Raw genomic sequence first — 26,797 nt, forward strand, 5'->3', positions numbered from 1 at the left:
GCAGAGGCGCATGGGCTATGCGTCTTGGCGGGGGAATGTGGTGGCGGATTACGCTTACTTAGCCGGCTTCGCCTTGCCAGCGCGGTTTAGCGCCACGGCGAGCAAGACTAGCTGCTGGAAAGCCGTTTCATCCACTTCCTGTCCTTGGTAGATGTCGATCGCACGCCGTAAGTTGCCGTCCAGACTGGCGTTGAATAGGCCGTTGCTATCGTGTAAAAACGCACCCTTGGCGAAGGTCAGCTTGACTTTATCCTTGTAGGTTTCGCCGGTACAGATGATGCCCTGGTGCGACCACACCGGCGTGCCCATCCATTTCCATTCTTCGACCACATCGGGATCTGCTTGTTGGATGAGCTGGCGCATCCGGCTCAGCGTATCGCCGCGCCAGTCGGCGAGCGCGGCGATTTTTTGTGAGATCAGCTCGGTGGCTGACTGCTCTAGCTTAGCGTCGGATTTTTTCATATGCACTTCCAATTACAGAATTATTTGTTGCGGCGGCAAAAGACGCCGCATAAATTCCAGCGCCCTGCAATGCCAACAGCCGCCGCGATCGGGGCTTAGCCGGCCTGCATAGGATGGCGAATGATGGTTTTCCAATTTTTAGGATCTGCGCGTCGAATATCACTGAGGTAAATCTCATGATGTTTCCCCACTCGGGCGGAGCGCCCATCGATAAAATCGTGTAGGCGTTGTATCGTCGGGCCCTCTTCAGCGAACGGGCCAAGGTGCAGCACTTGGGCACATAGGCCTTCTGTGAATGATTCTAGCCGCAAGCGGCTGATCGCGGACAGGGCCTTCTTCTTTTTGACCTCGGCAATCGCCGCTTCAATCACCGTGTCTGCGACAAAGGATGGCTGCATGATCATCATCGTCCATTGCCACTGCGATTTGTCCTCGCTTGCGAAGACGGACATGTCGTCCGCCCACCATAAGCCTTCTAGCGGCATGACCGCGTAATCTACAGCCTGTTCGCCCTTTTTAAGCATGAACTTAGCCGTGTAAGAAACTGAAAATAGGGCTTCTATCGCTTCGGCGTATTCTGGCGACGTGTTCGGATCGCCTGCGCCATCCACCATCAGAAATTTAAGCGGCGGCACCTGAACTTGCACTACCTCTTTGGCGGAAGCCAAATACAAGTGTTTCAGTTCCTTCTTGAGATCAATTTTTTCCACAAATTCTCCTGATGAGGGCAAATAGGCGATATGAAAAATCGTGTTACGCACGCCAGCTAAACAAACGGGCAAATAAGCTGGCAAACAAGCGAGCAATACATCGGCGCTATTGAGTTACTTATTATTACTTACGACTGACGGTCTTGCTTTATTGCGAAATTAAATCGATCTCGTACATTCACTCCCCACTCACGATCATGCAAACATCGAGGTCAGCCTTGGAAATCGCACCCGGTACTGAAGAAGAACCGATGTGTTCAAGCTTGGCAAAAGGAATAATCAGATGAAGACTAGCGGCAACGCGCTCATAGCGCTTTGCCAATTCCGCTTGATAATTCTCTGGTGAGTGTAATTTCATGGGACTAGCGTGGAAGTGAGAGGGCACAGGTGAAGTGGTCGAAGAAAAACCGTTTGACAGTCGTTCGCCTCGACTGCTTGATTAGGCATCAGTTAATCCCAGGTAACATCGGAAACTCCAGGAATAGATAGCACCAATTCGGAAAGATGAACTTTCAGTTTCTCAATTTCGGGCGCTGGATCAGCAGGGTTGAATAGACGCTGAAGCGTTGAAACTTCCGCGACGGGAAAAATACTCCATTCGGTTGTGCTGCCATCAGTGTTGCCACAGCTGAGCCAAAGTAAAAATGGTTTGCGAGAAAGCATGATAACCCAACCAAAATCTTCAGGGATGACACCTTCAACGGCTACCCCTCGCAGTTTAAGGTGTTCAGTCAACCACTGAGCCAATGCTTTGCCAAAGCGCCCTGGATTTGTTTCCTTATCTTCGCCCGAGATAGGCTTGAAGAAATCAGTTTTGAAAGTGATCTGTGGGTTTGTGCTCATGATGTTCAACGTTTGCCGCGTGCTGGAGGTACACCCGCTTGCAGGAAGGGTTAGAGTGCATTCTGTGTGCGTCGATAGTGCTTGGCTACGACGTAGCTGCCTCCGATGCAAACCAATAGGAGCACAGAACCTGGGAACAACGAGAGCGAGGTAGACATTGCACTTGAATATGGCCATTCCGAAATGGCCACGCGACCGACCGAGACCAACCAAGCAATGACTGCCAGAAGCGCAAGTGTGTGCCATGCGTACTGAGCCCAGCGCTTGCGGAGTAGCAAACCAATCGCTACTGCGAGCACGACCGCTGACCCCAACCACCAAAACGGCGCGCTGGCTGAAATAGCCCAGAAGCCGAGGTAGGCAGAAAGAAGGGTCAGAAGCGCGGCGAGTATGTTGACGATCATGGTTGGAGAGGATGCGCAGTAACGCATTTTAATTTTCACATGTTGAAAAAAACGATAAAAAACTTAGTTACAAGCTGTTTGTCTCGGCAAAGCCTTATGCCGCTTAACACTTATCGTGATTGCCTCAAGCAAGAAGGATTAAACACCACGAGAAAAAAGGGACATAGAGATTGCTGTGCATTCTATCAATAAAATTAGTAAAGTTACCATTTGTTTTTTGCCTGAGCTGTGCGCTTGCTGAGGTCTGGGCTGCTTGGTCAGGTGGATAGCTTAGCCTTGCCTTTGGGTACTGACATGCTATCGCTATTAAAGCATACTCCCCCTAGTGTTTTTTTAGTACGCACTATCTGTATGCGCAAGTGGCGTATATTATTTGAAAAATAGGGGAGTATATGATTTTTACGGTGTTTTTGTGGCCGTAAGCGTCACTAGTTATTGCCGCCTGCTAGCCTGCTTATTGCGGGCGACGATCTTGCAAAAACCTGCGGTCAAAGCGGTTCAGGAATCGGCTAGAGTTAAACTCTGTACTGTTGGCCAGCACCACTGTTGCTATGCCCTTGCTGGGGTAGATCCGCATCTCGCTATGGAAGCCGCCACCGCCGCCTTCCTTGAAAAAATAACTGAGGCCTTGCGCTTCGCCTATGTGCCAGCCTAGCGTCATAGCTATGGGGCGGCCGGCGCTATCGGTCTGCCTGGTCTCGAATAGTCGTTTGGTCTCCGGCGCTAACAGTAGCGATTCGCTGCGCAACTGGTCTTGCAAGAATCGGCTAAATCCATGTGCCGTGCCGATCAGACCGCCAAAAGCGGGGCCGTTGAGATAGTGGTTGTTGAGTCGCAACCATGGGCCTTCGTAGCCGCCGATGAACTTGCGGTCAATAACTAAGCCTTTGACCAAATTCATTACGGAATATTTCTTGAGATAGCCATTCGCATGATGCGCCGCATCGGGGATGATGAAGTCCATTTCCTGCAATGGCAGTTGTAAAGGCAGGAGGATATTCTCGCGCACATAGGCTGCATAAGTGAGGCCGCTGACTTGTTCGATTACTTTGCCGAGCAGCCAGTAGCCGATATTTGAGTAGGCATATTTGCGGCCAGGCTCAAACGCCAGATCAGGATGGTCGCGCAGCACCGTGGCCAGTGCATCCGCCTCATTAAACGCTGCATTCTCGGCGGCCAAATGTACCCAGCGTAGCGGCAGTGGATTTGGCACGCCGGCCGTGTGGGTGAGCAGCTGCCGCAGGCTGATGCCGTGACCGTGATAGGGGCTATTCGGCAGATAGCGGTCGATCTGGTCGTCCAGCTTGAGCTTGTGGCGCTCTGCCAATTGCATCATCGCGACCGCAGTAAAGGTCTTGGTCATCGAGTAGGCCATCAGCGTGGTATCGGCTGTCATCGGCTTCTGCGCCTGGATATCCGCCCAGCCACCGGCATACTCGAACAGTAGCTGGTCGGCGCTGACGACAATGTATTGCAGACCGGGAAGCTCCGATTGAACGTAATCATTCAGTTCGCTTGCGGCGTGCTGTTTTACTGCAACTTGGTCAATCATCGTCGCTCCCTGCAACATGCTGATGAAAGGGATTAGCAGCAAGCTGAAAATTCGTCTATGCACAGTGCGTGTGGACATAATGCATCTGGACTAAGCGTAGCGTTCTGCCACAGCCGAACAGGCTTGGGCTTAGCGAGGGATGGGATCTCAAACCCCCAGGCATGATGGATCTCAAGCGGCCACCCCAAAAAGGGCACCAACTCCAGCGGTCAATCCCATTGCCAGCGCACCCCAAAACGTAACGCGAACGACAGACGCAAGCACGGGTGCGCCGCCGGTGCGTGCCGCCAGAAAACCCAATAGCGCGAGAAACAAGAGCGAGCTTGCAGCCACACCCCACATCAGCGCAGAAGCCGGAAGTAAGAGCACCATCAGTAGCGGCAGGGCTGCGCCGACTGCAAAGGTTCCCGCCGAGGCTAACGCCGCCTGCACAGGTTTGGCCGCCAATGTGTCAGATATGCCTAGCTCATCACGTCCATGCGCGGCCAGTGCGTTATGTTGCGTTAATTGAGTCGCGACTTCTGAGGCCAGTTTTTTGTCTAGCCCGCGCTTCTCGTAAATGCCTGCCAGCTCAGCGTGTTCCTGCTGGGGATTCTCGGCCAACTCTAGGCTTTCTCTCGCAAGATCCGCGCGCTCGGTATCGGCTTGCGAACTCACCGATACATATTCGCCAGCAGCCATAGACATGGCACCCGCGACCAGACCGGCAACTCCTGCCAGCAAGATACCCTGAGTGCCTGCACTGGCGGCCGCGACCCCCAAGACTAGGCTGGCGGTCGAAACAATACCGTCGTTTGCGCCAAGAACAGCGGCACGCAGCCAGCCTGTTCGGTGTGTTCTGTGTCTTTCGCTGTGTCTCATAAGGCCTTTAGTATCATGGTAAGTTTATTGCGAGGTCAAACGCCTGAGTTGTGCGACTGCGCAATCGGACGATGTGACGGGACGGTGTAGCTGACCCACGTGAATGATTGATCAGACTGCATTTACTGCAGCATTTACGGCAGCATTTTTAGTAGTTACCAATCGCGAATGATAGTAGCCCACCAGAAAGCCCATTCCGGCAAGGCCCCACACTACAGCAGCGACGACTTCAAACGTGTTGCGAAGCTCAGGATGGAAAATCGACAAAGGCAGCAGCACGAAAGAGCGAACCAGGCAAACGCTTGCCATGCCCGCCAACATGAGACGAAGCAGCGGCATTCTACGAATCAAACCAAGTGCAGAAAACGCATACGCTGCGCAAAGCCCCATTAACGCGGCGATCAGCATAGCCCCAACTGGCGCGAGTAAAGTACCCGACCTGGCAGATTCGACAATCAAGGGAGGCGCGCCGAAAAAACGGTACCAGCCAGCACCAGAAAAAATAGCAGCTAGGTGAATCGCCGCGCCAATCAGGGCAATGACCCCGGCTAAATAGATCCAGGCAATAGAATGTTTTTTCATTTGTTATCTAGTGTTTGCGATGAGAGTTGCTGAGTGCAGCGAGTGAATCAGCAGGCCGCGTGCACTCTACCGAATTGTTAGGCCAGGCCCGCAACTCAGCCGCGGCGCGCCGCTTCGATCGCGGCGATGTCAATTTTTTGCATAGTCATCATCGCATCGAACGCACGCTTGGCAGCAGCGGTATCGGGATCAGCGATCGCCTCTGTCAGCGCCAGAGGTGTGATCTGCCAGGATAATCCCCATCTATCCTTGCACCAGCCGCACTCGCTCTGCTGGCCGCCGTTACCGACAATCGCGTTCCAGTAGCGATCTGTTTCGGCTTGGTCGGTGGTTGCGACCTGAAACGAGAATGCTTCATTGTGCTTGAACGCAGGCCCGCCATTGAGCCCGAGGCAGGCAACACCCAGCACAGTAAACTCGACGGTCAAGACGTCCCCTTTCTTCCCTGACGGAAAGTCACCCGGTGCTCGGTACACCTTACCGACGGACGAATCGGGAAAGGTCTTGGCGTAAAACTGCGCTGCATCTTCGGCGCTGCCATCGTACCAAAGGCAAATCGTATTCTTGGCTGGTGTTGTCATGTCACTTCTCCATTAAGATAGAAATTTGTGCCATTCCGGCACGGCTTTACTGCGCTGCGCATTGATGGCACAACGCGATGGTGAACGCACGGGCGACCACGAAATTAAAAAATACTGAAGCGCATCGCGGCCGGCCTGGTCCAGCATTTTGTTATACGCCAATGTTGTGTCATGCGTGTGTACATCCGTCTTTACATGGTGTTTCTTTTCGCTGCTAGTCTGCGACACTGAAGACAAAAATTAAAAGAATACGCCCTCGGCGAAGATCTAATTCTGGCATTTCCAGAATTTTTTTGTATCACTTCATTGTATGGCTACTTCCGAATTAACACGCAAAAAAAGCTAACTGTTCAGTCCGCTAGGAAAACTCCCTCGCCCGCTAGCGGGAGACGGGCTTTGTATAGCGGGCTAAACAGTAACTAAATAAATGGAATTCTTTAAGACCCGATTTCCGTAACTATCAATACTGACGAATGCGCGATTTTACGGCCATGCTTTAATGCGCCGATGCCGGCACAGCGCGGAACGCGGCTACCTGATTCGACATAATTTTTATCGCCGGAAGCACATAGGTAGAAGCCGTGGCGACAAACGTAAAACTTTGGGCGGCCGCCGCAGCATTGGCGTTGAAGGCAGAATTTGGGATGGCTGCCAGCGAGTTGTACTCATACACATTGTATTTAAGCCCGGCGGTCAAACCGTACACGGTCGCGGTCAAGGTCAACGGTACTGCTGCTGGTGCGGTATTCGCTCCATTGCTGATTTCCGGGGTTTCCTCATTCAAATCGGTAGCCAGTCGCACTGGAACGGTTTCCTTATTCAGATCGATCACGCCGGTGATCGCAACGGCGACATTTTGATTACTCTTGTCGCTATGCAAGGCCAGCGAATACGGCGGCGCAGTGGAGGCGTTAGCCTGGACACGTGTCATTTGGAACGCGCCGAAGCCATATTGGAATAAATAGGCAGCCGTCGGTGGATTCGCCACCAGATTGGGGTAGTTGACATTGTTATAGCCGCTGTTGTCGCTCAGTTGCAAAATATCGTCGGCGTAATACGTCTGATTAAATCCCGGCACCAAAGGGTGATTCGATGCGATACCAGTGACCGGCACGATATGGTCGTAACTGGTAAAGCCGGCCGCTGGGTTGCCGCCAGGCTTAAACCTGTTCGTGTACACCCCCATGATCACCGGATAGCCTGCCAGCACGTAGCCCTTGATCCAGGCTAGATATTGGCTGGTCGTGAGCGTGTTGGATTGCCAATTCCACTCCAGTGCATTCAGATGCATATTGGCTGCCGCAGTCAAATCGTTGACCGAAATTAACAGCTGGCTGCTGGACTCGCTTTGATTCACGCCCGGCGACGCGGCAGCGCGTGCCGCGTATTGCGATACATACTGGCCGTAATACAAACCGGCGCTGATAAAGGACACTTCACCACAATAACCGTAATTGACATTCCACTGGTGGCGTGGCGGAATCGCCAATGACATCGCGTAGCTGTCGCCAGTCGGCGGATTGGGTGAATTCAATGATATCGGCCCAGGCAATATCACTGGCACCAGACTCGCATTGATTTGGTTCTGGCTGTTGGCATCCTGCGCGTTGCTGTCGCTGCTAGCGCTGCCGCCACCGCATCCCGCCAAGATCGTTACTGACAAACTCACTACCAATGCACTAATGATTTTTTTATTCATAATGTCCCCGTTATTTGCATGGATTTTTCTTTAGCATTTTCTTTTCTCGCATAGGCGAGCAAGCATTTGCACGGTAGCAATTATGCAAGGATTTAGCTTTTTAGGGATGAACAGTTAGAAAAAACATATTAAATTTGGAAGTCTCGCTTTATTATTTCGATGCGGACCCTTTAGTGGCTGTTTAGCTTTTTTTAATTGCCGGGACTATGCGTTAGGAGTTGTAGGCCCGATTAACGCAGCGTAATCGGGTACATGCAGCGCGGCTACGAGAGTTTGAATAGTAACCCCTGCCAACGCGCATATCCCATGCGCCTTTCCAAGCACATCGGGCTGCAGCCCGCATCGGATATGCGCGCTGGCAGAGGGCTGTTTTGAGATGCGATATGGCGAAATACGGCGGCGATTGAGGTACTACTGATTGCTGGTTAAGGACTTAGGTGGAGCAAGTCCACTTGATAGACGTTAATGATAGGCGTAAATGATAGGCGTTAAATATAAACGCCCAAAACACAGTTTATTTTTTTTGAATACGCTTCAAGCCCAAAACACAAAAGACGACACTAAGCAGCAATGCCAGTATCGTTGCAGGCACCCAAAAAACTGGGTCCAAGTCTGGCATTGACGATGTTCTGCAATTTCCAGGCCGGCTTCTAGCGCAGCGCAACATCACAGTCTCGCCGATCTGCGGGAGCTCCGTGGCAACAAAACCCACGTCAAGCTTAATGCGTTGGCCATTGCGCGACAAGAAAACAGGGTAATACCTTGGCCGACGCTGCGCTGAATGCGGGCCACCCTTATTGATCAGAGTGGCCTCGAAACTATCAAAATTTCCAAATGCAAAATCAGATTCGTTCTGCACAAAGCCAGCAAGCAAAGCCACAATAAATGCAAGAACCACTAGCGATACAATAGAAAAAATAACTTTTTTCATTAATAAAAACTCCGGAATAACATCTGTGCTGCGTATGAGAGCGGTTTGAACTTAAAGGAAATTAATGGCGCCGCATCGATTATTTTAAATTGATGCTGCCCGTTTATTGATGGGGGCTGCGCAGCTGTTGACTGTCGATGAGGGCGAGTTGGAGTGTAATCTGCTACTTGGTGAAAGCGCATATTTCAGCAAATTGGTCTAAATCGATGACAGCTTTGAGTGCGTCGACGTTCGCAAATTCTGGTCCTAAATCCGATAGTTTTTCCGACGAGCTGCGAAGCAGGCCAATGAGCATTTGTCCCAGCTTTGGCGTCCCCTCTAGTTTGACTATGTAGCGGTAATTTCCTCGAAGTTGAGCGAGTTGACGAATGCTGCAAAGGAGGAAGAAAGACGAGCCAACTGAGGAGCCTATCGAGGTAATCTTGATATCAATTACAGAGGAATTTGGTCGCCGTTCGACTTCCGTCATGACGATGTCCATTTTTGGATTGCCGTAACGCTTCGAGTCTGCCTCAAAGAGCTGAGCGTGGGCGGTCGAAGTGCCACACAAAATGGCGAAACAGATTCCCCAGTATCTGATGCGTCGTTGCATATTGGCCTAACGCTGAAATGACGAGATCGCCGCCACCATATATTTAAAAAAGAGAGAAATCGTCATTGGCGATTCCCAGTCGACTGTCTTGTTAGTCATCGACATTGTTCTTGATAAGCTCAACTGCACGATAAGCCACCATTGAGAAAACGCGATCATTAAGTTTTAGAATACTCCTAATCAATTTCGGATGCAGCCTAATATTCGGCACGAGCAGGCGCGCAAATCCATCCTTATACGCCGTCCGCCATAAACCTTCCGCATGCCAATCAAAAACATGAGCCGCCTCGTTCAAAATTGCGCTCAGACGAATATTTGTTTCTGGATCGGGTGTGAGCGGGTAAGTTGGCGAGCCATAATTTTCTAAGTTCGGTTCTTCGATACTCATGGATGACTAACGTCCCCTCGATGGAAGGGTTAGATGCCACGCGCTGGCTCCGACTGAGGCTTTCGATGTGAACACATTACAGCGACGCGTGAGCGCAGCGTTTGAATGGAAAGCGAGAACATGTGCAGATGAGCTTCGGTTGGCTGCCATAGCGTTTTATCTCGAGACAACGCAAAGAGCGATCCACGGTACCAAATTGAAAAGCAAGATGCCTATCTTGTACATGGCCATACCGGCATAGTTAAGCGCATCAAAAGTCTCGGCCGACACCTTGAACCAGCGTGTGTGCGTCCGAAAGAGCCAATCATGGGTAAGGAAGAACACACCGAACCAGACCAGCAGGATTACGTAGTTGATGCCGACGCACCAAAGCAAAATTTCCTTGAGTTCATTGACTGGCACGAGATTCCTCCTTTGACACCTAACGAATAGCGTTTATCCGCCGCATCGGAACGCAAAAATAAGATACTCGGACTGCTTGCGGCGGATAAACCATGTTGGACTGAACCGCCTCCGTAGCGCTCACGCTGGAGATTGTAAACGATGCGTTTGCGGTATTGCTAGTAATCTGATAATTAATTGTGCCTGGACTCCTAAGGCCTCAATAGCTGCAAACGTATTGTGCCAAAGAACTCAATACCCCCTGCCAGCGCGCATATCCCATGCGGCCTAGCGGGGCGATGCCGCCAACAAGCGCATGGAATATGCGCGTTGGGCCTGCCGCTTGGCGGGATTTTGTAAGCATAGTTTGCGTTGCAAATAATTTGCAGTGCAGCTTACTTTTACCTTGCTCAGGCAGCCAGCTTGGCGCGCTTTATTGTGCTCATTTCTGTCTGCAAGGCGGCGCGCAGTTTGGCGTCTTACGGGGCATCGTAGAAACGCCAGATGGTGATGCCGTCGTTTTGTTCGCCTCGCGCGCTCAGAAGCCATACCCAGCCAAAAGCAGCAAGACCGACACGCCAAGTGACGCCGGGAATGGTGATTTTGGAAAGGCTGCAACGCCGATGAGTGACGCCACGAACACATAGGCGCCGATGATTCTGAGTAATGCGAGGTCGGCATTGCCTGCTGCAAGAACCGCAACATGACCGGCAAGGGTGAGTGGTATCCCAAAGAGTACAAACCAGAACGCCGTGCGACGGAGTTCTGGCGCTGAGAACCTGCCTACGAAACCCGAAGAGAGCGCTTCGCGTAGTGGTGCTTTGAACTTGACGACGCCAAATGCGATGTGAGCCACGCCGAGCGCCAGAAGCGCCCACGCTGAGATTGAGGAAAGGAGAGTGCTTGGCATCTGTAGGCTGACTTGAGGGTGTGAAATTGCGATTTTGGGAATTATGCATGCGACGCTGCGTGCACAACAAGATTGGTATTTGTGACACCTTACATTTTGAGTTCAGCGGCTGCCGGAGGCAGTCCGCTGTAACGAAGGGTTGGGCGTCTCTGTCACTGCCAGCGCTTTTGATTTACGCAATGCGCTCTTGGCATAGGCCCTCTCACCCATTTTTTGGGTCAGCACCCAAATGAATCCCCACCAAGGCATCTTCGCAGTCCAGCGTCCGAATACTCGCGGAACTAGCTCCGCTTTCTTGCGCTCGGGCTTGAGGTGAATGGTTCCGACAACGACTCCCTGTGCGCCAGGCCCGAGTTGCCCTAGGAGCGTGCCGTCGCTATCGGCGATGGCGCTAAAGCCAGGAAATTCAATATCCTGAGGCGGGAATCCTGCTGGAAGGGTAGTAATCAAACGGCCGACTTTGTTCGCCATGACGACAGGAATTCCCATCAACTTGGCCGTCTCTGCCGTTCCGTCCCGCAATGCTGAGTTGAGAACGTCTGCGTCGAGCTGTCGCACTGGAAACTTTGCTTCAAAAGACGCCCCAGAAAACGGACGCAGATACAAATCAATCCCCGCTTGATGTAGCTCCGCATAGCGTTCATACAGAGCGTTCTCAAAGCAAATGCCAACCCCAATGCGACCTATTGGAGTATCAAACCAATGGCAATCAGAACCCCCAGCAAAGAAATACGCCTCGAAAGAAGCCGGGGGGCTTTTTCTGACACGCGCAACCACCTCTCCTTCAGGGCCGGTGAGGACAAACGTGTTATAGAAATCTTCACCATCTGCCTCAAGAAAACTGGTACCAAGGTAGATGGCACAGCGCTTTGAAAGCTCACGCATCCACTGCGTAGACGGTCCATCGAAGGGTTCTGCCGTCTCCCAGATCGATTCATTGAGCGTATATCCACCCGGCATCATCTCTGGCAAGAGAACCAGCTTGGCACCTTTTTGCCCCGCCTGCAGTATGTACTGCTCTGCATTCGCAAGATTGCTATTGCGGTTACCAAGCTGACAGGCGACTTGAACTGTCGCGACGATGAGTGTTTTCGGTTTCATATGCATGTTCATTTAAGACTCCCAACGTTTGACATGAGCGGCGGCTAGAAGCGGGCGAAGCTACCAGGAAGACGTCCGCCCGATGGAAGGGTTAGACCTCAGTTGGCCGCGCATGATGATTTGGACTTTGGCTTACGCCTCCGTCGCCGACGGCCAACCGATCCGTGCCGCACTACGAAGATTGGATTGAACGACTAAGCGATGAAACGGGGCAATGAGAAAAATATAGAGACGACCTAAGCGATTGTGGCAATGGACAACGGTCGACAGAATCAAGTGACGTTTAGCTCCCGGCGATGACTGACCGGAACACAGAACAGAGAGCCTGAAGTCCAGGTGCTGGTCGTCTTCTCCAAGAACAACTTCAGTTGGACTTATGCTGTAGATCTTAAAGATGCCGAGTCGGCCCGTTCCGCTTTTCGCCTCCAGTGATGCGAGATGCTTAGCTGTCTTGAGGCCGAAACCGGCCACGACCGCGTCTCGAACCGCCATGAGGCTGCTGATCCAGGGCGCTTGGTGAGCGAAGATAAACCTCGCCAACAATTCGGGATTGGTCGACGCTCCGGGTGGAAGCTCGATCGAGTAGGCATCTGCGAGATTCATCGATACGTAGGCTTTAGCAATCGCCGACTCAGGAGGAAGCGACACAGATGTTGCGTGATGGTGTTCGGTTGACATGTATGCGTCCAATAGTTTGTTTCTGAGGTTTCATGAATAGAAAGAGTAGAGCAGCAACCATCAACCCATAGACTGTGGTCACGGAATGCCAAGCAACTTGCGCAACTGCCCGAATGCCCGGAGGTAGTGAGCTTTGTTGAATCGGTGCATGCAATTGCGGGCCGCCAACGAATATTTGCATCCCCATCATGAACAAGCACAGCAATGTTGCGCCTAAGTACCAGTAATTTAACTTTTCCATAGGATTTCCTTTCATGTTGCTTAAATTTATTGATGACGTTTTCAGCCTTGCTAATCAGAGCTACATCTTTTGATTTCTAACTTGTCGATGAAGCCAGCGGTCACTGCATCGACAACAGGAGCCTGGTAGCGCATTAAACCAAAGGCGATGTGGCCGATTCCCAGAAAAACATGAACCAGGACGCAGTGTTAGCCATGAAATCCTCCCTGTTGTCGAAAGTGATATCCATATTGACTGAATATTATGATCTAACTATACATTAAATTAAATAAAACATCATTTAAATAATAGTAAATATCGTAAATTGAGAAATTTATGCCAAAGTTGGCTCGCCGTGGACCACGGCAGATACGCGCGAATTGCCACTCCGTTGGGTTAACTGTTGAGCAAGTGAAATAACCATCCCCCGGCAAAGGCGGGGATTTTCAAAATGTTGAGTCGCTCAAAGCAGCTAAACGGGGTCGCTAACGCAACCCCAACTCTTGGCGCCACCGAATCGGCGGCAACTTGGCTCCACAGCCCAAGCTGCTCCAATCGCTCATCTTCCTTCTCTTGATGCCGGATGTCGTTGCGGATCACTTCCTCATCTCGGCCTAAGCGAGTAACACAATCTTGAGCATCACAGCAGGTGCATACGCGGGGGCACCGGTGTCATCATTTTTGTAGCGCTTATCAAAGCGCGATAAATCGAGTTCGTTGTCGATCAGGTAGTCGAGCGCATATTCAAAACTGCCAGCCATGAGTTGCGCATCAAGCACCACGGGGATGAACTTGGGATTGTGATCAATAATCTTGTAACGTGCCATGCTGATCTTCAAAAAAACGTTTGAAGATCTAAGGTTTACAGTGTTCGATTCGTTTACACGTTTTGGACTTTAAATACAGCCTCAACGTTGAGCTACCCGGAACTGCGCGGCTTTATCGCGCAGCGTCCAGCGACTGAAGGGAGCGAGGTTGAGCGCCGGGTTAGGCCATGCTACCGGTATCGTCATCATGAATGCCTTGTAGTGGTACTGAATCATCGAACGGATTGAAGGAATAATTGTTTGCCTGCGACTCGACAATGCTGACCCGGCTCGGCTCAATACGCGAGGTTATGAGCGCTTGGGGTTCAAATGAAGCTGTCAAAGCTTGTTCGAGCGATGCGCCTGCTTGACGGAGCGCCGGAGGAACGCTCAATTCAGATAACTCGACTTCAATCTGAATCACGTAGAGCCCGAATCTTCTTGCTACGTCAAATCGGGGTGTGACAAACAAGCCCGGCTCTTTATCTTGGGGACCGTGATATGCACGAGTACGCAAGAGGTGAGCGTCGATACCCGCGCAAACATAGCGCTTCGCGTTTTCACCGTCAGTACCGTGAAAGACAAACATCGTGTTGGTCTAACGATTAAATTGAAGGGCGCGGGGATTCTGACGCGTCCCGCTCGAATGCATGGTTAGCGCTAAAAACGTGTCCAGCACAAGCTGCGGTGCAAGCTGCCAATCCCTGACATGACGCAGTAATAGCAAAAGAAAACATAACCTCCAAACTGCCAATGCTATGTAGGACGCTCGAAATAGTGCCCAATTCACTTACCGCACGCTCAGGAAAAATTTGAAGCATCAAGAATGCGCCTATAACACTCCATATTATAGAACCGACAGCTCCAACAATAATTCCTGCAAATGCGAAACGGCTGTGCTCAAGCCTACCTATAAAATATCCCGGAACAAGAATACTAAAAAAATACAGTGGTGATGATAAATACGAAAACCACATTGGAACTTCAGGCGACATATTGCGACAACAAGGAACGACAAGTTGGCCAATAATCGCAACAATTAAGAAGCAAAGAACTTGACCTACAATTCCAATGCTGACGATACGCGTAAAAGAATTTTTATTCATAGCCGCTAACGAATAGCGTTTATCCGCCGCATCGGAACGCAAAATAAAATCCGCGGACTGCTTGCGGCGGATAAACCTTGTTGGACTGAACCGCCTCCGTGGCGGTCACACTGGGGATTGTAAGCGATGCGCTTTCTGTAGTGCTAGTAATTTGATAATTAATTGTGCTTGGATTCCTAAGGCCACAATAGCTGCAAACGTATTGCGCTATATGGATTCAACTAGCACCCCTGCCAACGCGCATATCCCATGCGGCTCGCAGGCCTAAGTGCTTGGAGAAGCGCATGGACTATGCGCGTTGGGCTAGCTGCTATTGGGCTTTGGTAAGCACAGCCTGCATCGTAATGCCGTTCAGTTAAGCTCCAATCCGTCTAGGTGTCATCCCTGCGTAGGCAGGGATCCAGTGTCTTTAGGCTTTTACGTCGCCCGATTCCCGCCTTCGCGGGAATGACGATACATAGGACAAGGTTTAACTGAACGGCATTACAGCCTGCACCGCAAATATTTTACGGCGCAGGCTACTATTACCTTGTTCAGGCTACCAGCTTGGCTGGTGTTGCTGCACTCATTTCTGCCAACAAGGCGGCGCGGTGTTTAGCGTCTTGCGGGGCGACGGCAAAGCCTGTCATGCGTTGCTCTGCGTCGTAAAAACGGCAGATGGTGATACCGTCGTTTTGTTCGTGTTGCCACTGGCCTAGTGCCGCAAGCGGTGGGGCGGGGGCGATTAGGGCGATAGGGTAGCTCGGGGTTTTGACGATGACCGGGACGGGCTTTAGTTCTATTTGTGTGATCTGGCCCGTTAAGCTCATTGCAATGGCGCGCGCTGCCGTCATGATGGGGGCGATGTAGGGCAATACCGGGCGGCTACCGTCTAGCGGATTGGTGTATTGGGCGCAGTCGCCCAGCGCATACACGTCGGGCGCGCTGCTCATGCCGGTGGTGTCGACCAGGATGCCGCGCTCGGTGGCGAGGCCAGCCGCTTGCGCCAGACGCAGATCGGGGCGCAAACCTACTGCCGACAAGACCAGATCGGTTTCAAATGTGCTGCCGTTGCTCAGTTTGACTTGCAAGACCGGGCTGCTGCTGGCGTGGCTATTGCTGGAGATATCTATGCTGGCGGCGGTGCTGCCTAATTGCATCTGTACTCCGCGTTGCTCCAGCGCGCATTGCAGCGCGATAGAAATCGGCTTGGGTGCCAGTGCCGCCAATGGCAAAGGATTCGGATCGACCAGGGTGACCAGATGCCCGGCCCCCGCCAGATCATCGGCAAACTCGCAGCCGATTAAACCTGCGCCGAGTATTGTGATGCGGCAGGCGTCGCCATGCGCACTGATGCGCTGGCGCAGGGCAGCGTAATCCGCAACATTATTCACCGATAAAACCTGCGCGGCCGCGTCGCCGGCTATCGGCAAACGGATGGGCTGGGCGCCAACTGCGATCACCAGTTTGTCGTACTCAAAATCGCCAGCGCTGGTGCTGATGGTTTTAGTTGCGGGCGTAATCTGCGTGACCACGGTGTGCGGCAAGATCGTGGCCTTGAGCTGCTCGGCCATTTGCGCGGCACTCTGGCTGACCAGTTGCGCCGCCTGTTTGTTTTGCGCAAAGGCGTTCGACAGCATGGGCTTGGAGTAAAAACCACCATCATCGCTGCTGATGATCAAGAGGGGCCGCTCTTTATCGAGTTTGCGTAATTCGCGCGCTACGCTGTAGGCGGCCATGCCGCTACCGATGATGATGGTGTTATGCATTTAGATTTCCACCATGTCGAAGTCAGCCTTGGCGACGCCGCAATCCGGGCATTCCCAGTCTTCCGGGATATCTACCCAGAGTGTGCCGGCGGCGATGCCTTCTGCTGGCAAGCCCAAAGCTTCTTCATAGATGAAACCGCAAACGACGCATTGATATGTTTTCATGATGTAAATTCCTAGAGTAATTAAATATTGTGGTTTAGCTCAATTAAGCCGGCGAATTAAGCAGGCGAATTAAGCAGGATTGGCTGCTAACACACCGCGATAATGATTGGCATGACGCTCTTCCACTTTGGCTAAGGCGGCGAAACGTTTTGCGGCGATTTCCAGCGTGCGCTGGAAGTTTTCTGCGTGCTCTTTCGATTCGGCGATTTGTTCATCGTATTCGGCTACGGCAGCGTGCTGGCCTTCTTCTACTGCCAGGTGGCGGAACTTTGGATACATCTCTGTATATTCATAGGTCTCGCCTTCAATCGCGATCTCTAGCGCACGTTGTGGCGTCATCTGGGCTTTTGGGTAGAGTAAATCGAGGTGGCCGAAAGCGTGCATGACTTCTTGCTCGGCAGTCGCTTCAAATGCCAGCGCGATGTCTTCGGCACCGGCAGCGCGTGCCAGTTTAGCGAAGTAACGGTATTTAATATGCGCCATCGACTCACCGGCAAAGGCGGCTTCGAGGTTTTGGATGGTGACGGATGGGGTGGCTGTGTTACTCATATTGCTCTCCTGGTGGTCGAAACTGCAAGCTTGGTAAAATGACGGTGTGTTGCGTTTTTTCTTGTGTTGCTGTGCTGCTTATGCGTTGCTTATGTGTTGCCTATCTGCTGCTGATGTTCTGTTTGCTGCGGATTGGTTCCCATCTTAGGTCTGAGGATGATATTTGTAAAAGCAATTGATTTAATCTATTTGATAGTTAATTACTATATTGACTGACTATAGCCTGGCTTGACGTCCTACTTACCGATAATTCCTACACCGAAAATGATTATTTGCTTATGCAAAAAAATCATGAAGTTCGTACAAATACGTATGAAGTTGAAAGCTTCGGTCTGCTAGAATCACAGGCCAATAGTAAGTTTTTAGTAAGCTAACAAGAAGGAATCGACCAGCATGGATTCATCGTCAGATCAAAAAGAACTATTACGTCAACAGTTACGCCAGGCCGCGCTTGAGTATCACGAGTTTCCTACTCCGGGCAAAATCAGCGTCACTCCTACCAAACAATTGACGAATCAACGTGATCTGGCGCTTGCTTACTCCCCCGGTGTGGCCGCGCCTTGCGAAGAAATCGTCGCCGATCCGGCCAATGCCTTTAAGTACACAGCGCGCGGCAATTTAGTCGGCGTTATCACCAATGGTACGGCGGTCTTAGGGCTGGGTAATATCGGCCCGCTCGCTTCCAAGCCTGTGATGGAAGGTAAGGGCGTCCTGTTTAAAAAATTCGCTGGTATCGATGTCTTTGATATCGAGATCAATGAGCTCGATCCGGATAAACTGGTCGACATCATCGCTGCGCTGGAACCGACCTTCGGCGGCATCAATCTGGAAGACATCAAAGCACCTGAGTGTTTTTATATCGAACGCCAATTGCGCGACAAGATGAAGATCCCCGTCTTTCATGATGATCAGCATGGCACGGCGATTATCGTCGGTGCTGCTATCCTCAATGGTTTGAAGGTGGTAGGCAAAGACATCAATCACTGCAAATTAGTGGTCTCGGGGGCTGGTGCGGCGGCGCTGGCCTGTCTTGATCTGCTGGTCGATCTGGGCTTCCCTATCAAAAATATTTTTGTCACCGATCTGGCTGGCATGGTGTACACCGGTCGCGTTGAGCTGATGGATCCGGACAAGGCGCGTTTTGCGCAAGACACCACGGCCCGCAGCTTAAAAGAGATTATCGACGGTGCGGATATATTCCTCGGTTTGTCTGCCGGTGGCGTGTTAAAACCAGAGATGGTGGCGCGCATGGCGGCCCGGCCTTTGATACTGGCGTTGGCCAACCCGACTCCAGAAATTTTACCGGAAGAAGTCAAAGCGGTACGCGACGACGCCGTGATGGCCACTGGCCGTTCGGATTACCCGAATCAGGTGAATAACGTACTGTGCTTCCCTTACATTTTCCGCGGTGCCTTAGATTGTGGCGCGACTACCATCACGCGTGAGATGGAGATTGCGGTAGTGCGGGCGATCGCCGATCTGGCGCAAGCCGAACAATCCGATATCGTCGCCTCTGCCTATGGCATCAGCAATCTGTCTTTCGGCCCTGAATACCTGATCCCTATGCCGTTTGATCCGCGTCTCTTGATCAAGATTGCGCCAGCAGTGGCCAAGGCGGCCGAAGAATCCGGTGTCGCAGCGCGTCCGATTAAGGACATGCAAGCGTATGTCGATAAATTGCAGACCTTCGTGTATCACAGCGGTACTTTCATGAAGCCCTTGTTCCAGATCGCTAAGAAAGCGCCTAAAGAACGTAAGCGTATCGTCTACGCCGAGGGCGAAGAAGAGCGCGTCTTGCGTGCGGTGCAGGTGATCGTGGATGAGAAATTAGCTTGCCCTATCCTGGTCGGTCGTCCGCATATTTTAGAGCAGCGCATAGAGAAGTTCGGCCTGCGCCTGAAAGCCGGGGTCGACTTTGAGGTGATTAATCCCGAGTTCGATCCCCGTTATCGCGACTACTGGGAAACCTACCATAAGATGACTTGCCGCAAGGGCGTCTCCGAACCTTACGCCAAACTAGAGATGCGCCGTCGTCACACCCTGATCGGTTCCATGATGATCCATAAGGGCGATGCCGACGGTATGATTTGCGGAACCTTTGGTACTTCTGGCCTGCATCTTAATTACGTCAATCAAGTTTTGGGCAAGCGTGAAGGCGTGAATGTCTACGCCGCCATGAATGCGCTGGTCTTGCCGGATCGTCAGTTGGTGCTGGTCGATACCCACATCAATGAAAACCCTAGCGCCGAGCAAATCGCCGAGATCACGATTTTGGCGGCCGAAGAAATGCGTCGCTTTGGTTTGCAGCCAAAAGCGGCCTTGCTGTCACATTCGAATTTTGGTTCCAGTAATAGCGAATCAGCGCAGAAAATGCGCGCTGCTTTGGCAATAGTCCAGCGCGATGCACCGGATCTGGAAGTTGACGGCGAGATGCACGGCGACACCGCCCTCGATACCGCTTACCGCAAAAAAATGATGCCAGGCTCGACCCTGCATGGCGACGCTAATTTGCTGGTGATGCCAAATATCGATGCCGCCAATATTGCCTACAACCTGCTGAAAACCACAGCAGGTAACAATATCGCGATCGGCCCTATCTTGCTAGGTTGCGCCAAACCCGTGCACATTCTGACACCATCGGCCACGGTACGCCGCATCGTCAACATGACCGCCTTGTGTGTGGTGGATATTTTGGCACAGCGTTGAGCTATTTGTAGTCGACCAGGCTGTACCTAGTTTCAGCCAAATAAAAATCCAGATGCTGGCAAAAGCATCTGGATTTTTTTATGGACTGAGCATATCGCAGCCTGAGCTTCACTATAAATTCAGCATACTCCCCCTGAGTAAATTTAAACTGCGCAATATCTATGTGCGCAAACGGCAGTATTTTATAAATTTTTAGGGGAGTATATGTATTTATTGCGCCAGGTCCTGCTTGATGGGTACGCGACCGGTCGGCACTACGCTGGCCGCTTTGATGCAGTGGCCGTGCTGGTCATCAAAAAACATATGCGGCTGAAACGCCGCCAGCACCGCCGATTTATTCACGCCGCCCATGAAGAAGGTTTCGTCGATCGCGATATTCCAGGCGCGCAGGGTGCGTATCACGCGCTCGTGCGCCGGTGAAGAGCGCGCCGTCACCAGCGCCGTGCGTAGCGGAAAAGCGCGGCCATCCGGTGTCTTGAAATTATTTTGCAAGTAAGAGAGCGCCACCAATAAACGTGCGAAAGGCCCGGCCGGTAGCGGCTGCTTGGCATTGGCGCGCTCGTGCGCTTCAAATGCTTCTATCCCTTGTTCCTGGTAGATGCGCTCAGACTCATCTGAAAAAATCACGGCGTCGCCATCGAAGGCGATGCGGATTTGTTCCAGATCGGCGGCGTTCTCCGGTAATTGATACAGCAGGGCGGAGGCCACCCCAGAATTAATCGCGGCTTGTACATCGTCTTCATGCAAGGACAAAAACAGGCTGATGTTAAAGGCTTGCAGATACGGGGTCAGCGGCGCACCACCCGACAAGGCGGCGCGGCTGATGTCGAGGCCGTAATGTTCTATCGAGTTGAAAATACGCAGAGAAGTCTCGGACGAGTTACGCGACATGATCACCACTTCCACCAGTCTATGTCCCGGTGTGAGGCTATTGAGTTTGAGCAGAGCCTTCACCAGTGAGTAACCGGCACCAGGTTTAAGCACTGCATTTTCATTTTCTAACTGATGCTGGCGGTAAGCATCGAGCCCCTGATTTTGGAAGATTGTCTCTTCCGCCTCCAGATCAAACAGGGCGCGCGAAGAGATACCAATGACGAGAAGATGATCGAGAGAGAAGGCCATGATTGTTTTAGGACTTACGCAAAACCGCCCCAGCGTCGTTGTATCCGCCTTGTCGTACTAATGTACTGTCTTCGGCGCTACGCCTAGCTGGAACAATTTTGCGTAAGTCCTATGTTTGAATAATCAGAATCCTCCAGTGTAAGGCAAGGCGCGCTTTTGTACTCAATTATCGTACTCGCATATTGCCCTGCTAATCCGTTTATTTACTGACGATAGGGCGTTGCATAGGTGCCAGTTTGGCGACCAGCTTGTTCGACACTGACGAGGTGATATTATTTTTCTCCATGGCGATTTGCAGGTCTTCCGCCAAGGCGTTGAAGTGGGCGTTGCTGATGCCCATGCCGTCATGGGTGCTGTACATATCGCGGCCCTGATATTTGCAAGGGCCACCAGCCAATTCGCAGAACTGATCGGCCAGCAGGGCGGCAAATTGCGGTTTGTCTAGCTTAGAAAAAAATTGATTAATGCGCTGGTCGGCCAGGATCAGCGGGATAAAATCGGCGACGATTTTGTCGATGCCGGCTTTTTCACCCAGACCCAGATACACGGCATTCTCGCTCGTAGTTTGAGTTTGAGTTTGAGCTTGGGCGCTGACTGCGCTGCCAGCGATGAGCGCCAGGGCGCAGAGGATTTGGCGAATTGTTGTTTTAAAAAATGTGTGCATGTTGTGCTCTCAGAATAGGGTGGGGACGTAAGGGACTGTGCTGGACTGCGCTAAATTAGAAGCCAGTCTGCAGCGATAAATACCAACCGCGTTGCTTGGTCGGGTTAAAGATAGTGATGTCGCCCAGATTCACATAGGCAGCCGTGACTGAGAGATTTTTGGTCGGGAAATACGCCAAAAAGACGTCGACATTATCCTTCTCGTTATCGACCCCGAGATTGCGTGGCTTCATGCGGTATTCGGCACCTAGCACTAGCTTGCGATTAATCAGATAAGCCGCCGAGGCTTCTAGCAGCGGCTCGTATTTATCATTTTTATCGCCGCCAAAACCGAGCAGACCCATTTGATTCGCCTTGCTTAAACGCACCGTGGCATTGAGTAACAGGCTCTGTGCCAGATACAGTTTGGTGGCCGAGACATAGTAATCAACCCCGCTATCACTAGTAGCACCGAGTTGCTTAACGCTAGTCACGCCCAAGGCACCCAAGCCGCCGATTGCATCATCGCGCTTGATCAGCGCGCCGACTGCGATCTGCGGCAACCAGCCAGTTTGGTCATACACTGCGTCGCCAGCCACTTTGACTTTGATGCCCAAGATATCTTGCTTGAGTTTGAGATTATCCAGCGGTGCCAGGCTGCCGCTAAACTCTTGCTTGGCCAATGAAAACTCAAGCGTATCCATGATCCCGACTGCCACGCCGTAAGTCTTCAAGGTATAGTCTTGGGTATTGATTTGCGTGTAATGCGCATTGCCACCATAGCTGTCGCGACTGCCGTAGCCGGTAATCAAAGCCCAGGGCGTGAGACCGCCACCGCCGGCACCTTCAACCTGGCTGACTCCGCCGGTGGCGGTTAATTTACCCATATCTGGCATGGCCGACATAGCCGACACTTGCGCGCTGGCTATCTGGCACAGGGCGCTTAAGCCCGCGAGTAAAATAAATTGCGCACTTTTTTTGCTATTTCGCATGCTTTGCTCCGTCTTCATGATGTGTTGTTATCGGGGATGCAGACAAGAAACTCGTCCGCTCAGTGTCATATACGCAGGGCAGGCAGAAACGGATTCAATTATTTCAAATTAATTTGAATTAATTTGAAAAGAGTTTTTAGTTCGCTAGCTGCGATTAGCAAGACGTAATCACACGCATGTCTTGTGCCTTAGCGAATCTAAAAGCCGTCCCTGCCATCACGCATAGTCCATGCGCTTCTTCAAGCATGCCGGCCTGCGAGCCGCATGGGGTATGCGCGCTGGCTAGCTTAGCATTTCAGATTTTATGGACAGAAATGCGCAATCGCTGCTGCTGACATTTTTACAATCTGCGCTTACAATCTGCCCTCAACATTTGCGCGAATAATCGGCGCGAATAATCGGCGCTTAAAATCCGCGCCAAGAATTTACTCCCCAACAAAAAAAGGAAACATCCATTGACTAGCTTGCAAAAACTTAGCCGTCGTATCGCCATCAGCCTTATTTCTTTGTTGCCGCTCACTAGTTGGGCCGGCGCGGATCTCGTGCATAGCGCGCAAGCCGTGCAAATACGCGCTGCCGTCGATGCCGCGATACGTCCTCTGATGGCAGAGTACGATGTGCCCGGCATGGCAGTCGCCGTGACTATTAATGGTCAGTCGATGTTCTTCCAATACGGAGTGGCCTCGCGCGCGAATAAGACGCCAGTGAGCGAGACGACCTTGTTTGAGATCGGCTCTATCAGCAAGACCTTCGCGGCAACCATGGCCACTTATGCCCAGGTACTCGGCAAGCTAAGCATGGACGATCACCCCAGTCGGTATATGCCAGCACTTAAAGGCAAGGATATCGACCAAGCCAGCTTGCTGCATCTGGGTACCTATACTGCGGGCGGGCTGCCACTGCAATTTCCCGACGATCTCGCGGATGCACAGGTAACGACGTATTTTCAAACATGGAAGGCCACTGCCGCAGCTGGCAGCCAACGCGAATATTCCAATCCTAGTCTAGGCCTGTTCGGGCATCTCACGGCGCTGGCGCTCAAGGCCGATTTTCGCGATGTGATGGAAACCCAGATTTTCCCGCAACTTGGCCTGCAGCACAGTTATCTCGACGTGCCGAAAACTGCGATGGGCAATTATGCCTGGGGCTACAATCGGGCCAATCAGGCTATACGGATGAATCCCGGCGCACTGGCTGCACCAACGTATGGCGTCAAATCTAGCGCCGCCGACATGCTGCGCTTCGTACAAGTGAATATCGATGCTAGCGGCCTGGAGCCAACTATGCAGCGCGCCTTGGCGGCGACCCATGTAGGCTACTTCAAAGTTGGCACTATGGTGCAGGGCCTAGGATGGGAGCAATATCCTTACCCGGTCACGTTAGAGCATCTGCTGGCCGGCAACTCAGAAAGCATGCTCTTTGATGCCAATCCGGCGCAGAAAATCAGCGCGCCGCAAGCGCCAGTTGCTGCCACCTTGTTCAACAAGACCGGCTCCACCAATGGTTTTGGCGGCTATGTAGCGTTTGTGCCGGAACAGAAAATTGGCATCGTGATGCTGGCAAATAAAAACTACCCGATTCCTGCCCGCATCAAAGCGGGATATGCAATCCTGGAGCAACTGGCAATCAGCTCAGTTAAGTAGTCAGTAGGTGCGATTAGCCCAGCGTAATCGCACGTATTTCGCTGCGCCGTAGCGGTTTTAGAAAACGGCCCTGCCATCACGCATATTCCATGCGCTTCTTCAAGCATGGTGGGCTGTGAGGCGCATGGGGTATGCGCAGTGGCTTGGTGGTGTTTTTGTTTTTTTGTTGCTGGCAATTGTTCAGCCTCTGATATGCAAGAGACGAAATACACCCATTGTCGTCATGCCAGACTTGAGTTTCATGCCTGCCAATTTTGGATGCGCGTCTTCGCGGCGGTGTTTTTGTTGTCTGGTCTTGTTTTTACTTCTGTCATTGTTGTGCGATTGCTGGCCGGTGGTAGACCGGCGGTTACTTACTTTTCTTGCTTCGCCAAGAAAAGTAAGCAAAAGAAGGCGACGCAAAGTCGCTGTCCCTGCGGGATGCCCAATTATGCAGGTCGTAAAATGGGAAATGAAGCAAACTCGCTGCCCTTGCAGGGCGCATATCCGCTTGCAAGCGGATACCGTTACGCAGGCGTGGTGCATGTACCACGAAACCCCTGCTGCACCTCAGACAAGCTTCACTTCTAATCCATTTTCCGCCCCGCACAATTGGCAGCGCCACATGCGAATTCTAGTCAAAAGCCGAGTCAAAAGCAGAGTCAAAAGCCACGTCAAAACCCAAGTCAAAACCCAAGTCAACACCCAAGTCAACACCCAAGTCAACACCCAAGTCAACACCCAAGTCAACACCCAAGTCAAAACCCAAGTCAACACCCAAGTCAACACCCAAGTCAACACTCAAGTCAACACCCAAGTCAACACCCAAGTCAACACCCAAGTCAACACCCAAGTCAAAAGCAGCAGATTGCCGTAGCTCGATGTGTTTGAGCATGCACGTACTGAGAAGAGAAAGTCGCACTACGGATGTTTTGACCTTCGCCTTCCGCATGTGGCGCTGCCGCTTGTGCATGGCAGAAAATGGATCAGAAATGAAGCTGTCTGAGCCGCAGGCGAGTTTGCTTCATTTCCCATTTTTTGACTTGCACAGGCGGGTACCCGAAGGGCAGCGACTTTGCGTCGCCTTCTTTTGCTTACTTTTCTTGGCGAAGCAAGAAAAGGGAGTAGCCGCCGGTCTACCACCGGCCAGCAATCGCACAACAACGACAGAAGTACAAACAAGACCAGGCAAAAGGAAACCAAAAACAGCATGCCGCCAGCGCGCATATTCCATGCGGCCTACAGGCCAGTATGCTTGAAGAAGCGCATGGAATATGCGCAGTGGCCTTGCCTGTTTTGAAATTGCATGCGGGGTAAGCGATGAAGTCCGAGACGCCTTACTGGCTTATGTATTGATTGCGGCTTATCGGCATGGCGCGAGACCAACAGCAGGTAAATTCGGCAAGCGGTGCTTCAAATGGTGCGCATGGCGCACCCTACGCTTGCTTGCACAGGCGGGAACCCGAAGGGCAGCGACTTTGCGTCGCCTTCTTTTGCTTCCATTTCTTGGCGAAGCAAGAAAAGGGAGTAGCTACCGGGCTACCCCCGGTCGGCAATCGCACACCAACGACAGAAATATAAACAAGACCAGGCAACAGCAAACCAAAAACAGCATGCCGCCAGCGCGCATATTCCATGCGCCTTGCAGGCCAGTATGCTTGAAGAAGCGCATGGAATATGCGCAGTGGCCTTGCCTGTATTGGAAATTTCATGCGACGCAATACGCTTGAGGCGATTGACGACCTAGACAAAAATTACGGCTTATTAGATTTAAATGCGTTCGGGAAAATATTTCAATTTCACCAATTTAATTGATATAATCAAAAGAAAATAAGTTGACGGGTTTCACGTTTTTTTTAATGGTATTGAAAATCCAGTGAAACTCTCCAAAGCTAGTCTGCTAGCGGGTTTCGAGAGTTTTTTCTTAATGCTTTATGCGTCACCCGTCCGATTCGCCCGTCACGGTGACGCACATATCTAGTTAGGCGCCATGAAAAGCACAACTGCGCACTACGCTCGTCTCTTCAATCGCCTGGCTAAAGAGAACGGCGAGATCCACAACGCTGCGATCACTGGAATCGTTGGCTTTAGTGGTGGAGGCCCTGTCTCCATGTGCCAAGTTGGCGAAGAGCGCGGCTACGTCACCGTCGAACTCTCGCTCTACGCAGAGCAAAAGGTCAGCGCCGAAGGAATCCGGTTCGAACTACTCAGTCGTTCTGGGCTGAGCACAGAGACAACGCACTCCATGCTCACTGCCATCGGAAATCTGTCTATGAACGCCATGCTCGGCAATGGACACACCATTGATCTGACACAGGTAGTCAAAAGTCCAGATGTTCGGCAGGTGCGGTTGCAGCTGTACTCCAAAGCCGGTCTTCTTTGGCCAAAGTTTGGCGTCTACGAAGTTGTGCTTTCTCAGTAGCATGTCGCCTAACCCTTCAATC

At 51.7% G+C, this 26,797-nt stretch carries 30 protein-coding genes and 1 pseudogene; 5 read left to right on the forward strand and 26 right to left on the reverse strand.

The window, feature by feature from the left end; genetic code table 11:
* Positions 1–54: 54 nt before the first annotated feature.
* The 23 genes and pseudogenes from ACO0K8_RS13220 to ACO0K8_RS13330 all read right to left on the reverse strand — a co-directional run bounded on the left by ACO0K8_RS13220 (position 55) and on the right by ACO0K8_RS13330 (position 17,269).
* Positions 55–462 carry a DUF1801 domain-containing protein gene (locus ACO0K8_RS13220; protein ID WP_422947122.1) on the reverse strand — a complete coding sequence of 136 codons (408 nt, stop codon included), beginning with the start codon at positions 460–462 and terminating at the stop codon, positions 55–57.
* Positions 463–557: 95 nt separating this feature from the next.
* Positions 558–1,172 carry a GyrI-like domain-containing protein gene (locus ACO0K8_RS13225; protein WP_422947123.1) on the reverse strand — a complete coding sequence of 205 codons (615 nt, stop codon included), beginning with the start codon at positions 1,170–1,172 and terminating at the stop codon, positions 558–560.
* A 178-nt stretch (positions 1,173–1,350) separates the two neighbouring features.
* Entirely contained in the window at positions 1,351–1,530 is a 180-nt protein-coding gene (locus ACO0K8_RS13230; RefSeq protein WP_422947124.1) for a GrpB family protein, read from the reverse strand.
* Positions 1,531–1,622: 92 nt separating this feature from the next.
* Positions 1,623–2,015 (reverse strand): hypothetical protein, encoded by a 393-nt coding sequence (locus tag ACO0K8_RS13235; protein ID WP_422947125.1) that lies wholly within the window; start codon positions 2,013–2,015, stop codon positions 1,623–1,625.
* 858 nt (positions 2,016–2,873) lie between these two features.
* Positions 2,874–4,049: a serine hydrolase domain-containing protein gene (locus ACO0K8_RS13240; RefSeq protein ID WP_422947126.1), complete on the reverse strand. Its 1,176-nt coding sequence runs from the start codon at positions 4,047–4,049 to the stop codon at positions 2,874–2,876.
* Positions 4,050–4,142: 93 nt separating this feature from the next.
* On the reverse strand, positions 4,143–4,832 hold the full coding sequence (locus tag ACO0K8_RS13245) for a VIT1/CCC1 transporter family protein (protein ID WP_422947127.1): 690 nt from the start codon (positions 4,830–4,832) through the stop codon (positions 4,143–4,145).
* 111 nt (positions 4,833–4,943) lie between these two features.
* Positions 4,944–5,414, reverse strand: coding sequence for a hypothetical protein (locus ACO0K8_RS13250; RefSeq protein WP_422947128.1), 471 nt, complete (start codon positions 5,412–5,414; stop codon positions 4,944–4,946).
* Positions 5,415–5,509: 95 nt separating this feature from the next.
* Positions 5,510–5,995, reverse strand: coding sequence for a VOC family protein (locus ACO0K8_RS13255; protein ID WP_422947129.1), 486 nt, complete (start codon positions 5,993–5,995; stop codon positions 5,510–5,512).
* Between the two features lie 496 nt (positions 5,996–6,491).
* On the reverse strand, positions 6,492–7,694 hold the full coding sequence (locus ACO0K8_RS13260; protein ID WP_422947130.1) for a hypothetical protein: 1,203 nt from the start codon (positions 7,692–7,694) through the stop codon (positions 6,492–6,494).
* Between the two features lie 514 nt (positions 7,695–8,208).
* Entirely contained in the window at positions 8,209–8,625 is a 417-nt protein-coding gene (locus ACO0K8_RS13265; protein WP_422947131.1) for a hypothetical protein, read from the reverse strand.
* Positions 8,626–8,788: 163 nt separating this feature from the next.
* Positions 8,789–9,217: a hypothetical protein gene (locus ACO0K8_RS13270; protein ID WP_422947132.1), complete on the reverse strand. Its 429-nt coding sequence runs from the start codon at positions 9,215–9,217 to the stop codon at positions 8,789–8,791.
* 91 nt (positions 9,218–9,308) lie between these two features.
* The gene (locus tag ACO0K8_RS13275) at positions 9,309–9,605 is read right to left on the reverse strand and encodes a hypothetical protein (protein WP_422947133.1); all 297 of its coding nucleotides are present in this window, start codon (positions 9,603–9,605) and stop codon (positions 9,309–9,311) included.
* Positions 9,606–9,761: 156 nt separating this feature from the next.
* On the reverse strand, positions 9,762–10,007 hold the full coding sequence (locus tag ACO0K8_RS13280; RefSeq protein ID WP_422947134.1) for a DUF6868 family protein: 246 nt from the start codon (positions 10,005–10,007) through the stop codon (positions 9,762–9,764).
* A 517-nt stretch (positions 10,008–10,524) separates the two neighbouring features.
* The gene (locus ACO0K8_RS13285) at positions 10,525–10,896 is read right to left on the reverse strand and encodes a DUF6463 family protein (RefSeq protein ID WP_422947135.1); all 372 of its coding nucleotides are present in this window, start codon (positions 10,894–10,896) and stop codon (positions 10,525–10,527) included.
* A 102-nt stretch (positions 10,897–10,998) separates the two neighbouring features.
* Complete coding sequence (locus ACO0K8_RS13290; protein WP_422947136.1) at positions 10,999–12,009, reverse strand: carbon-nitrogen hydrolase family protein; 1,011 nt, start codon at positions 12,007–12,009, stop codon at positions 10,999–11,001.
* 120 nt (positions 12,010–12,129) lie between these two features.
* On the reverse strand, positions 12,130–12,675 hold the full coding sequence (locus tag ACO0K8_RS13295) for a DUF2867 domain-containing protein (RefSeq protein WP_422947137.1): 546 nt from the start codon (positions 12,673–12,675) through the stop codon (positions 12,130–12,132).
* Positions 12,676–13,429: 754 nt separating this feature from the next.
* Positions 13,430–13,522, reverse strand: a pseudogene (locus ACO0K8_RS13300) (IS200/IS605 family transposase); the annotation flags it as partial.
* Positions 13,510–13,722, reverse strand: a complete 213-nt coding sequence (locus tag ACO0K8_RS13305; RefSeq protein ID WP_422947138.1) for a hypothetical protein — start codon at positions 13,720–13,722, stop codon at positions 13,510–13,512. The gene ACO0K8_RS13305 and the pseudogene ACO0K8_RS13300, both read right to left, overlap by 13 nt.
* Before the next feature lie 160 nt (positions 13,723–13,882).
* A complete protein-coding gene (locus tag ACO0K8_RS13310) occupies positions 13,883–14,290 on the reverse strand; it encodes a hypothetical protein (protein ID WP_422947139.1) in 408 nt (135 codons plus the stop codon).
* Positions 14,291–14,306: 16 nt separating this feature from the next.
* The gene (locus ACO0K8_RS13315; protein ID WP_422947140.1) at positions 14,307–14,807 is read right to left on the reverse strand and encodes a hypothetical protein; all 501 of its coding nucleotides are present in this window, start codon (positions 14,805–14,807) and stop codon (positions 14,307–14,309) included.
* Between the two features lie 533 nt (positions 14,808–15,340).
* The gene (locus tag ACO0K8_RS13320) at positions 15,341–16,555 is read right to left on the reverse strand and encodes an FAD-dependent oxidoreductase (protein WP_422947141.1); all 1,215 of its coding nucleotides are present in this window, start codon (positions 16,553–16,555) and stop codon (positions 15,341–15,343) included.
* Positions 16,556–16,720 (reverse strand): rubredoxin, encoded by a 165-nt coding sequence (locus tag ACO0K8_RS13325; protein ID WP_422947142.1) that lies wholly within the window; start codon positions 16,718–16,720, stop codon positions 16,556–16,558.
* A gap of 69 nt (positions 16,721–16,789) precedes the next feature.
* On the reverse strand, positions 16,790–17,269 hold the full coding sequence (locus tag ACO0K8_RS13330) for a rubrerythrin family protein (RefSeq protein WP_422947143.1): 480 nt from the start codon (positions 17,267–17,269) through the stop codon (positions 16,790–16,792).
* A gap of 393 nt (positions 17,270–17,662) precedes the next feature.
* On the opposite strand from ACO0K8_RS13330, the gene ACO0K8_RS13335 reads away from it, so the two are divergent.
* Positions 17,663–19,975, forward strand: coding sequence for an NADP-dependent malic enzyme (locus tag ACO0K8_RS13335; RefSeq protein ID WP_422947144.1), 2,313 nt, complete (start codon positions 17,663–17,665; stop codon positions 19,973–19,975).
* 210 nt (positions 19,976–20,185) lie between these two features.
* Here the strand turns inward: ACO0K8_RS13335 and ACO0K8_RS13340 are convergent, their stop codons facing one another.
* The 3 genes from ACO0K8_RS13340 to ACO0K8_RS13350 all read right to left on the reverse strand — a co-directional run bounded on the left by ACO0K8_RS13340 (position 20,186) and on the right by ACO0K8_RS13350 (position 22,644).
* Positions 20,186–21,097, reverse strand: coding sequence for a 5'-nucleotidase (locus ACO0K8_RS13340; RefSeq protein ID WP_422947145.1), 912 nt, complete (start codon positions 21,095–21,097; stop codon positions 20,186–20,188).
* A gap of 199 nt (positions 21,098–21,296) precedes the next feature.
* The gene (locus tag ACO0K8_RS13345; protein WP_422947146.1) at positions 21,297–21,761 is read right to left on the reverse strand and encodes a group I truncated hemoglobin; all 465 of its coding nucleotides are present in this window, start codon (positions 21,759–21,761) and stop codon (positions 21,297–21,299) included.
* Positions 21,762–21,816: 55 nt separating this feature from the next.
* On the reverse strand, positions 21,817–22,644 hold the full coding sequence (locus ACO0K8_RS13350) for a DUF3034 family protein (protein WP_422947308.1): 828 nt from the start codon (positions 22,642–22,644) through the stop codon (positions 21,817–21,819).
* A 551-nt stretch (positions 22,645–23,195) separates the two neighbouring features.
* On the opposite strand from ACO0K8_RS13350, the gene ampC reads away from it, so the two are divergent.
* From ampC to ACO0K8_RS13370, 4 genes are all read left to right on the forward strand, one after another.
* Positions 23,196–24,374: a class C beta-lactamase gene (gene ampC, locus ACO0K8_RS13355; protein WP_422947309.1), complete on the forward strand. Its 1,179-nt coding sequence runs from the start codon at positions 23,196–23,198 to the stop codon at positions 24,372–24,374.
* Positions 24,375–24,566: 192 nt separating this feature from the next.
* Entirely contained in the window at positions 24,567–24,944 is a 378-nt protein-coding gene (locus tag ACO0K8_RS13360; RefSeq protein WP_422947147.1) for a hypothetical protein, read from the forward strand.
* Between the two features lie 34 nt (positions 24,945–24,978).
* A complete protein-coding gene (locus tag ACO0K8_RS13365; protein WP_422947148.1) occupies positions 24,979–25,230 on the forward strand; it encodes a hypothetical protein in 252 nt (83 codons plus the stop codon).
* 1,113 nt (positions 25,231–26,343) lie between these two features.
* Entirely contained in the window at positions 26,344–26,775 is a 432-nt protein-coding gene (locus ACO0K8_RS13370; RefSeq protein WP_422947149.1) for a hypothetical protein, read from the forward strand.
* Positions 26,776–26,797: the final 22 nt, after the last annotated feature.

The organism is Undibacterium sp. Ren11W (assembly GCF_049340485.1).
Taxonomy (GTDB): Bacteria; Pseudomonadota; Gammaproteobacteria; order Burkholderiales; family Burkholderiaceae_D; genus Undibacterium.

Coding starts and splice junctions, on each gene's coding strand:
- ACO0K8_RS13235 (WP_422947125.1), bottom strand. CDS start 2,015: ATGAGCACAAACCCACAGATCACTTTCAAAACTGATTTCTTCAAGCCT.
- ACO0K8_RS13275 (WP_422947133.1), bottom strand. CDS start 9,605: ATGAGTATCGAAGAACCGAACTTAGAAAATTATGGCTCGCCAACTTAC.
- ACO0K8_RS13295 (WP_422947137.1), bottom strand. CDS start 12,675: ATGTCAACCGAACACCATCACGCAACATCTGTGTCGCTTCCTCCTGAG.
- ACO0K8_RS13350 (WP_422947308.1), bottom strand. CDS start 22,644: ATGTCGGCCATGCCAGATATGGGTAAATTAACCGCCACCGGCGGAGTC.
- ACO0K8_RS13320 (WP_422947141.1), bottom strand. CDS start 16,555: ATGCATAACACCATCATCATCGGTAGCGGCATGGCCGCCTACAGCGTA.
- ACO0K8_RS13345 (WP_422947146.1), bottom strand. CDS start 21,761: ATGCACACATTTTTTAAAACAACAATTCGCCAAATCCTCTGCGCCCTG.
- ACO0K8_RS13250 (WP_422947128.1), bottom strand. CDS start 5,414: ATGAAAAAACATTCTATTGCCTGGATCTATTTAGCCGGGGTCATTGCC.
- ACO0K8_RS13270 (WP_422947132.1), bottom strand. CDS start 9,217: ATGCAACGACGCATCAGATACTGGGGAATCTGTTTCGCCATTTTGTGT.
- ACO0K8_RS13245 (WP_422947127.1), bottom strand. CDS start 4,832: ATGAGACACAGCGAAAGACACAGAACACACCGAACAGGCTGGCTGCGT.
- ACO0K8_RS13265 (WP_422947131.1), bottom strand. CDS start 8,625: ATGAAAAAAGTTATTTTTTCTATTGTATCGCTAGTGGTTCTTGCATTT.
- ACO0K8_RS13365 (WP_422947148.1), top strand. CDS start 24,979: ATGCGAATTCTAGTCAAAAGCCGAGTCAAAAGCAGAGTCAAAAGCCAC.
- ACO0K8_RS13315 (WP_422947140.1), bottom strand. CDS start 14,807: ATGAATAAAAATTCTTTTACGCGTATCGTCAGCATTGGAATTGTAGGT.
- ACO0K8_RS13310 (WP_422947139.1), bottom strand. CDS start 14,290: ATGTTTGTCTTTCACGGTACTGACGGTGAAAACGCGAAGCGCTATGTT.
- ACO0K8_RS13370 (WP_422947149.1), top strand. CDS start 26,344: ATGAAAAGCACAACTGCGCACTACGCTCGTCTCTTCAATCGCCTGGCT.
- ACO0K8_RS13240 (WP_422947126.1), bottom strand. CDS start 4,049: ATGTCCACACGCACTGTGCATAGACGAATTTTCAGCTTGCTGCTAATC.
- ACO0K8_RS13290 (WP_422947136.1), bottom strand. CDS start 12,009: ATGAACATGCATATGAAACCGAAAACACTCATCGTCGCGACAGTTCAA.
- ACO0K8_RS13220 (WP_422947122.1), bottom strand. CDS start 462: ATGAAAAAATCCGACGCTAAGCTAGAGCAGTCAGCCACCGAGCTGATC.
- ACO0K8_RS13330 (WP_422947143.1), bottom strand. CDS start 17,269: ATGAGTAACACAGCCACCCCATCCGTCACCATCCAAAACCTCGAAGCC.
- ACO0K8_RS13260 (WP_422947130.1), bottom strand. CDS start 7,694: ATGAATAAAAAAATCATTAGTGCATTGGTAGTGAGTTTGTCAGTAACG.
- ACO0K8_RS13285 (WP_422947135.1), bottom strand. CDS start 10,896: ATGCCAAGCACTCTCCTTTCCTCAATCTCAGCGTGGGCGCTTCTGGCG.
- ACO0K8_RS13325 (WP_422947142.1), bottom strand. CDS start 16,720: ATGAAAACATATCAATGCGTCGTTTGCGGTTTCATCTATGAAGAAGCT.
- ACO0K8_RS13360 (WP_422947147.1), top strand. CDS start 24,567: ATGCAAGAGACGAAATACACCCATTGTCGTCATGCCAGACTTGAGTTT.
- ACO0K8_RS13230 (WP_422947124.1), bottom strand. CDS start 1,530: ATGAAATTACACTCACCAGAGAATTATCAAGCGGAATTGGCAAAGCGC.
- ACO0K8_RS13335 (WP_422947144.1), top strand. CDS start 17,663: ATGGATTCATCGTCAGATCAAAAAGAACTATTACGTCAACAGTTACGC.
- ACO0K8_RS13255 (WP_422947129.1), bottom strand. CDS start 5,995: ATGACAACACCAGCCAAGAATACGATTTGCCTTTGGTACGATGGCAGC.
- ACO0K8_RS13305 (WP_422947138.1), bottom strand. CDS start 13,722: ATGGCACGTTACAAGATTATTGATCACAATCCCAAGTTCATCCCCGTG.
- ACO0K8_RS13340 (WP_422947145.1), bottom strand. CDS start 21,097: ATGGCCTTCTCTCTCGATCATCTTCTCGTCATTGGTATCTCTTCGCGC.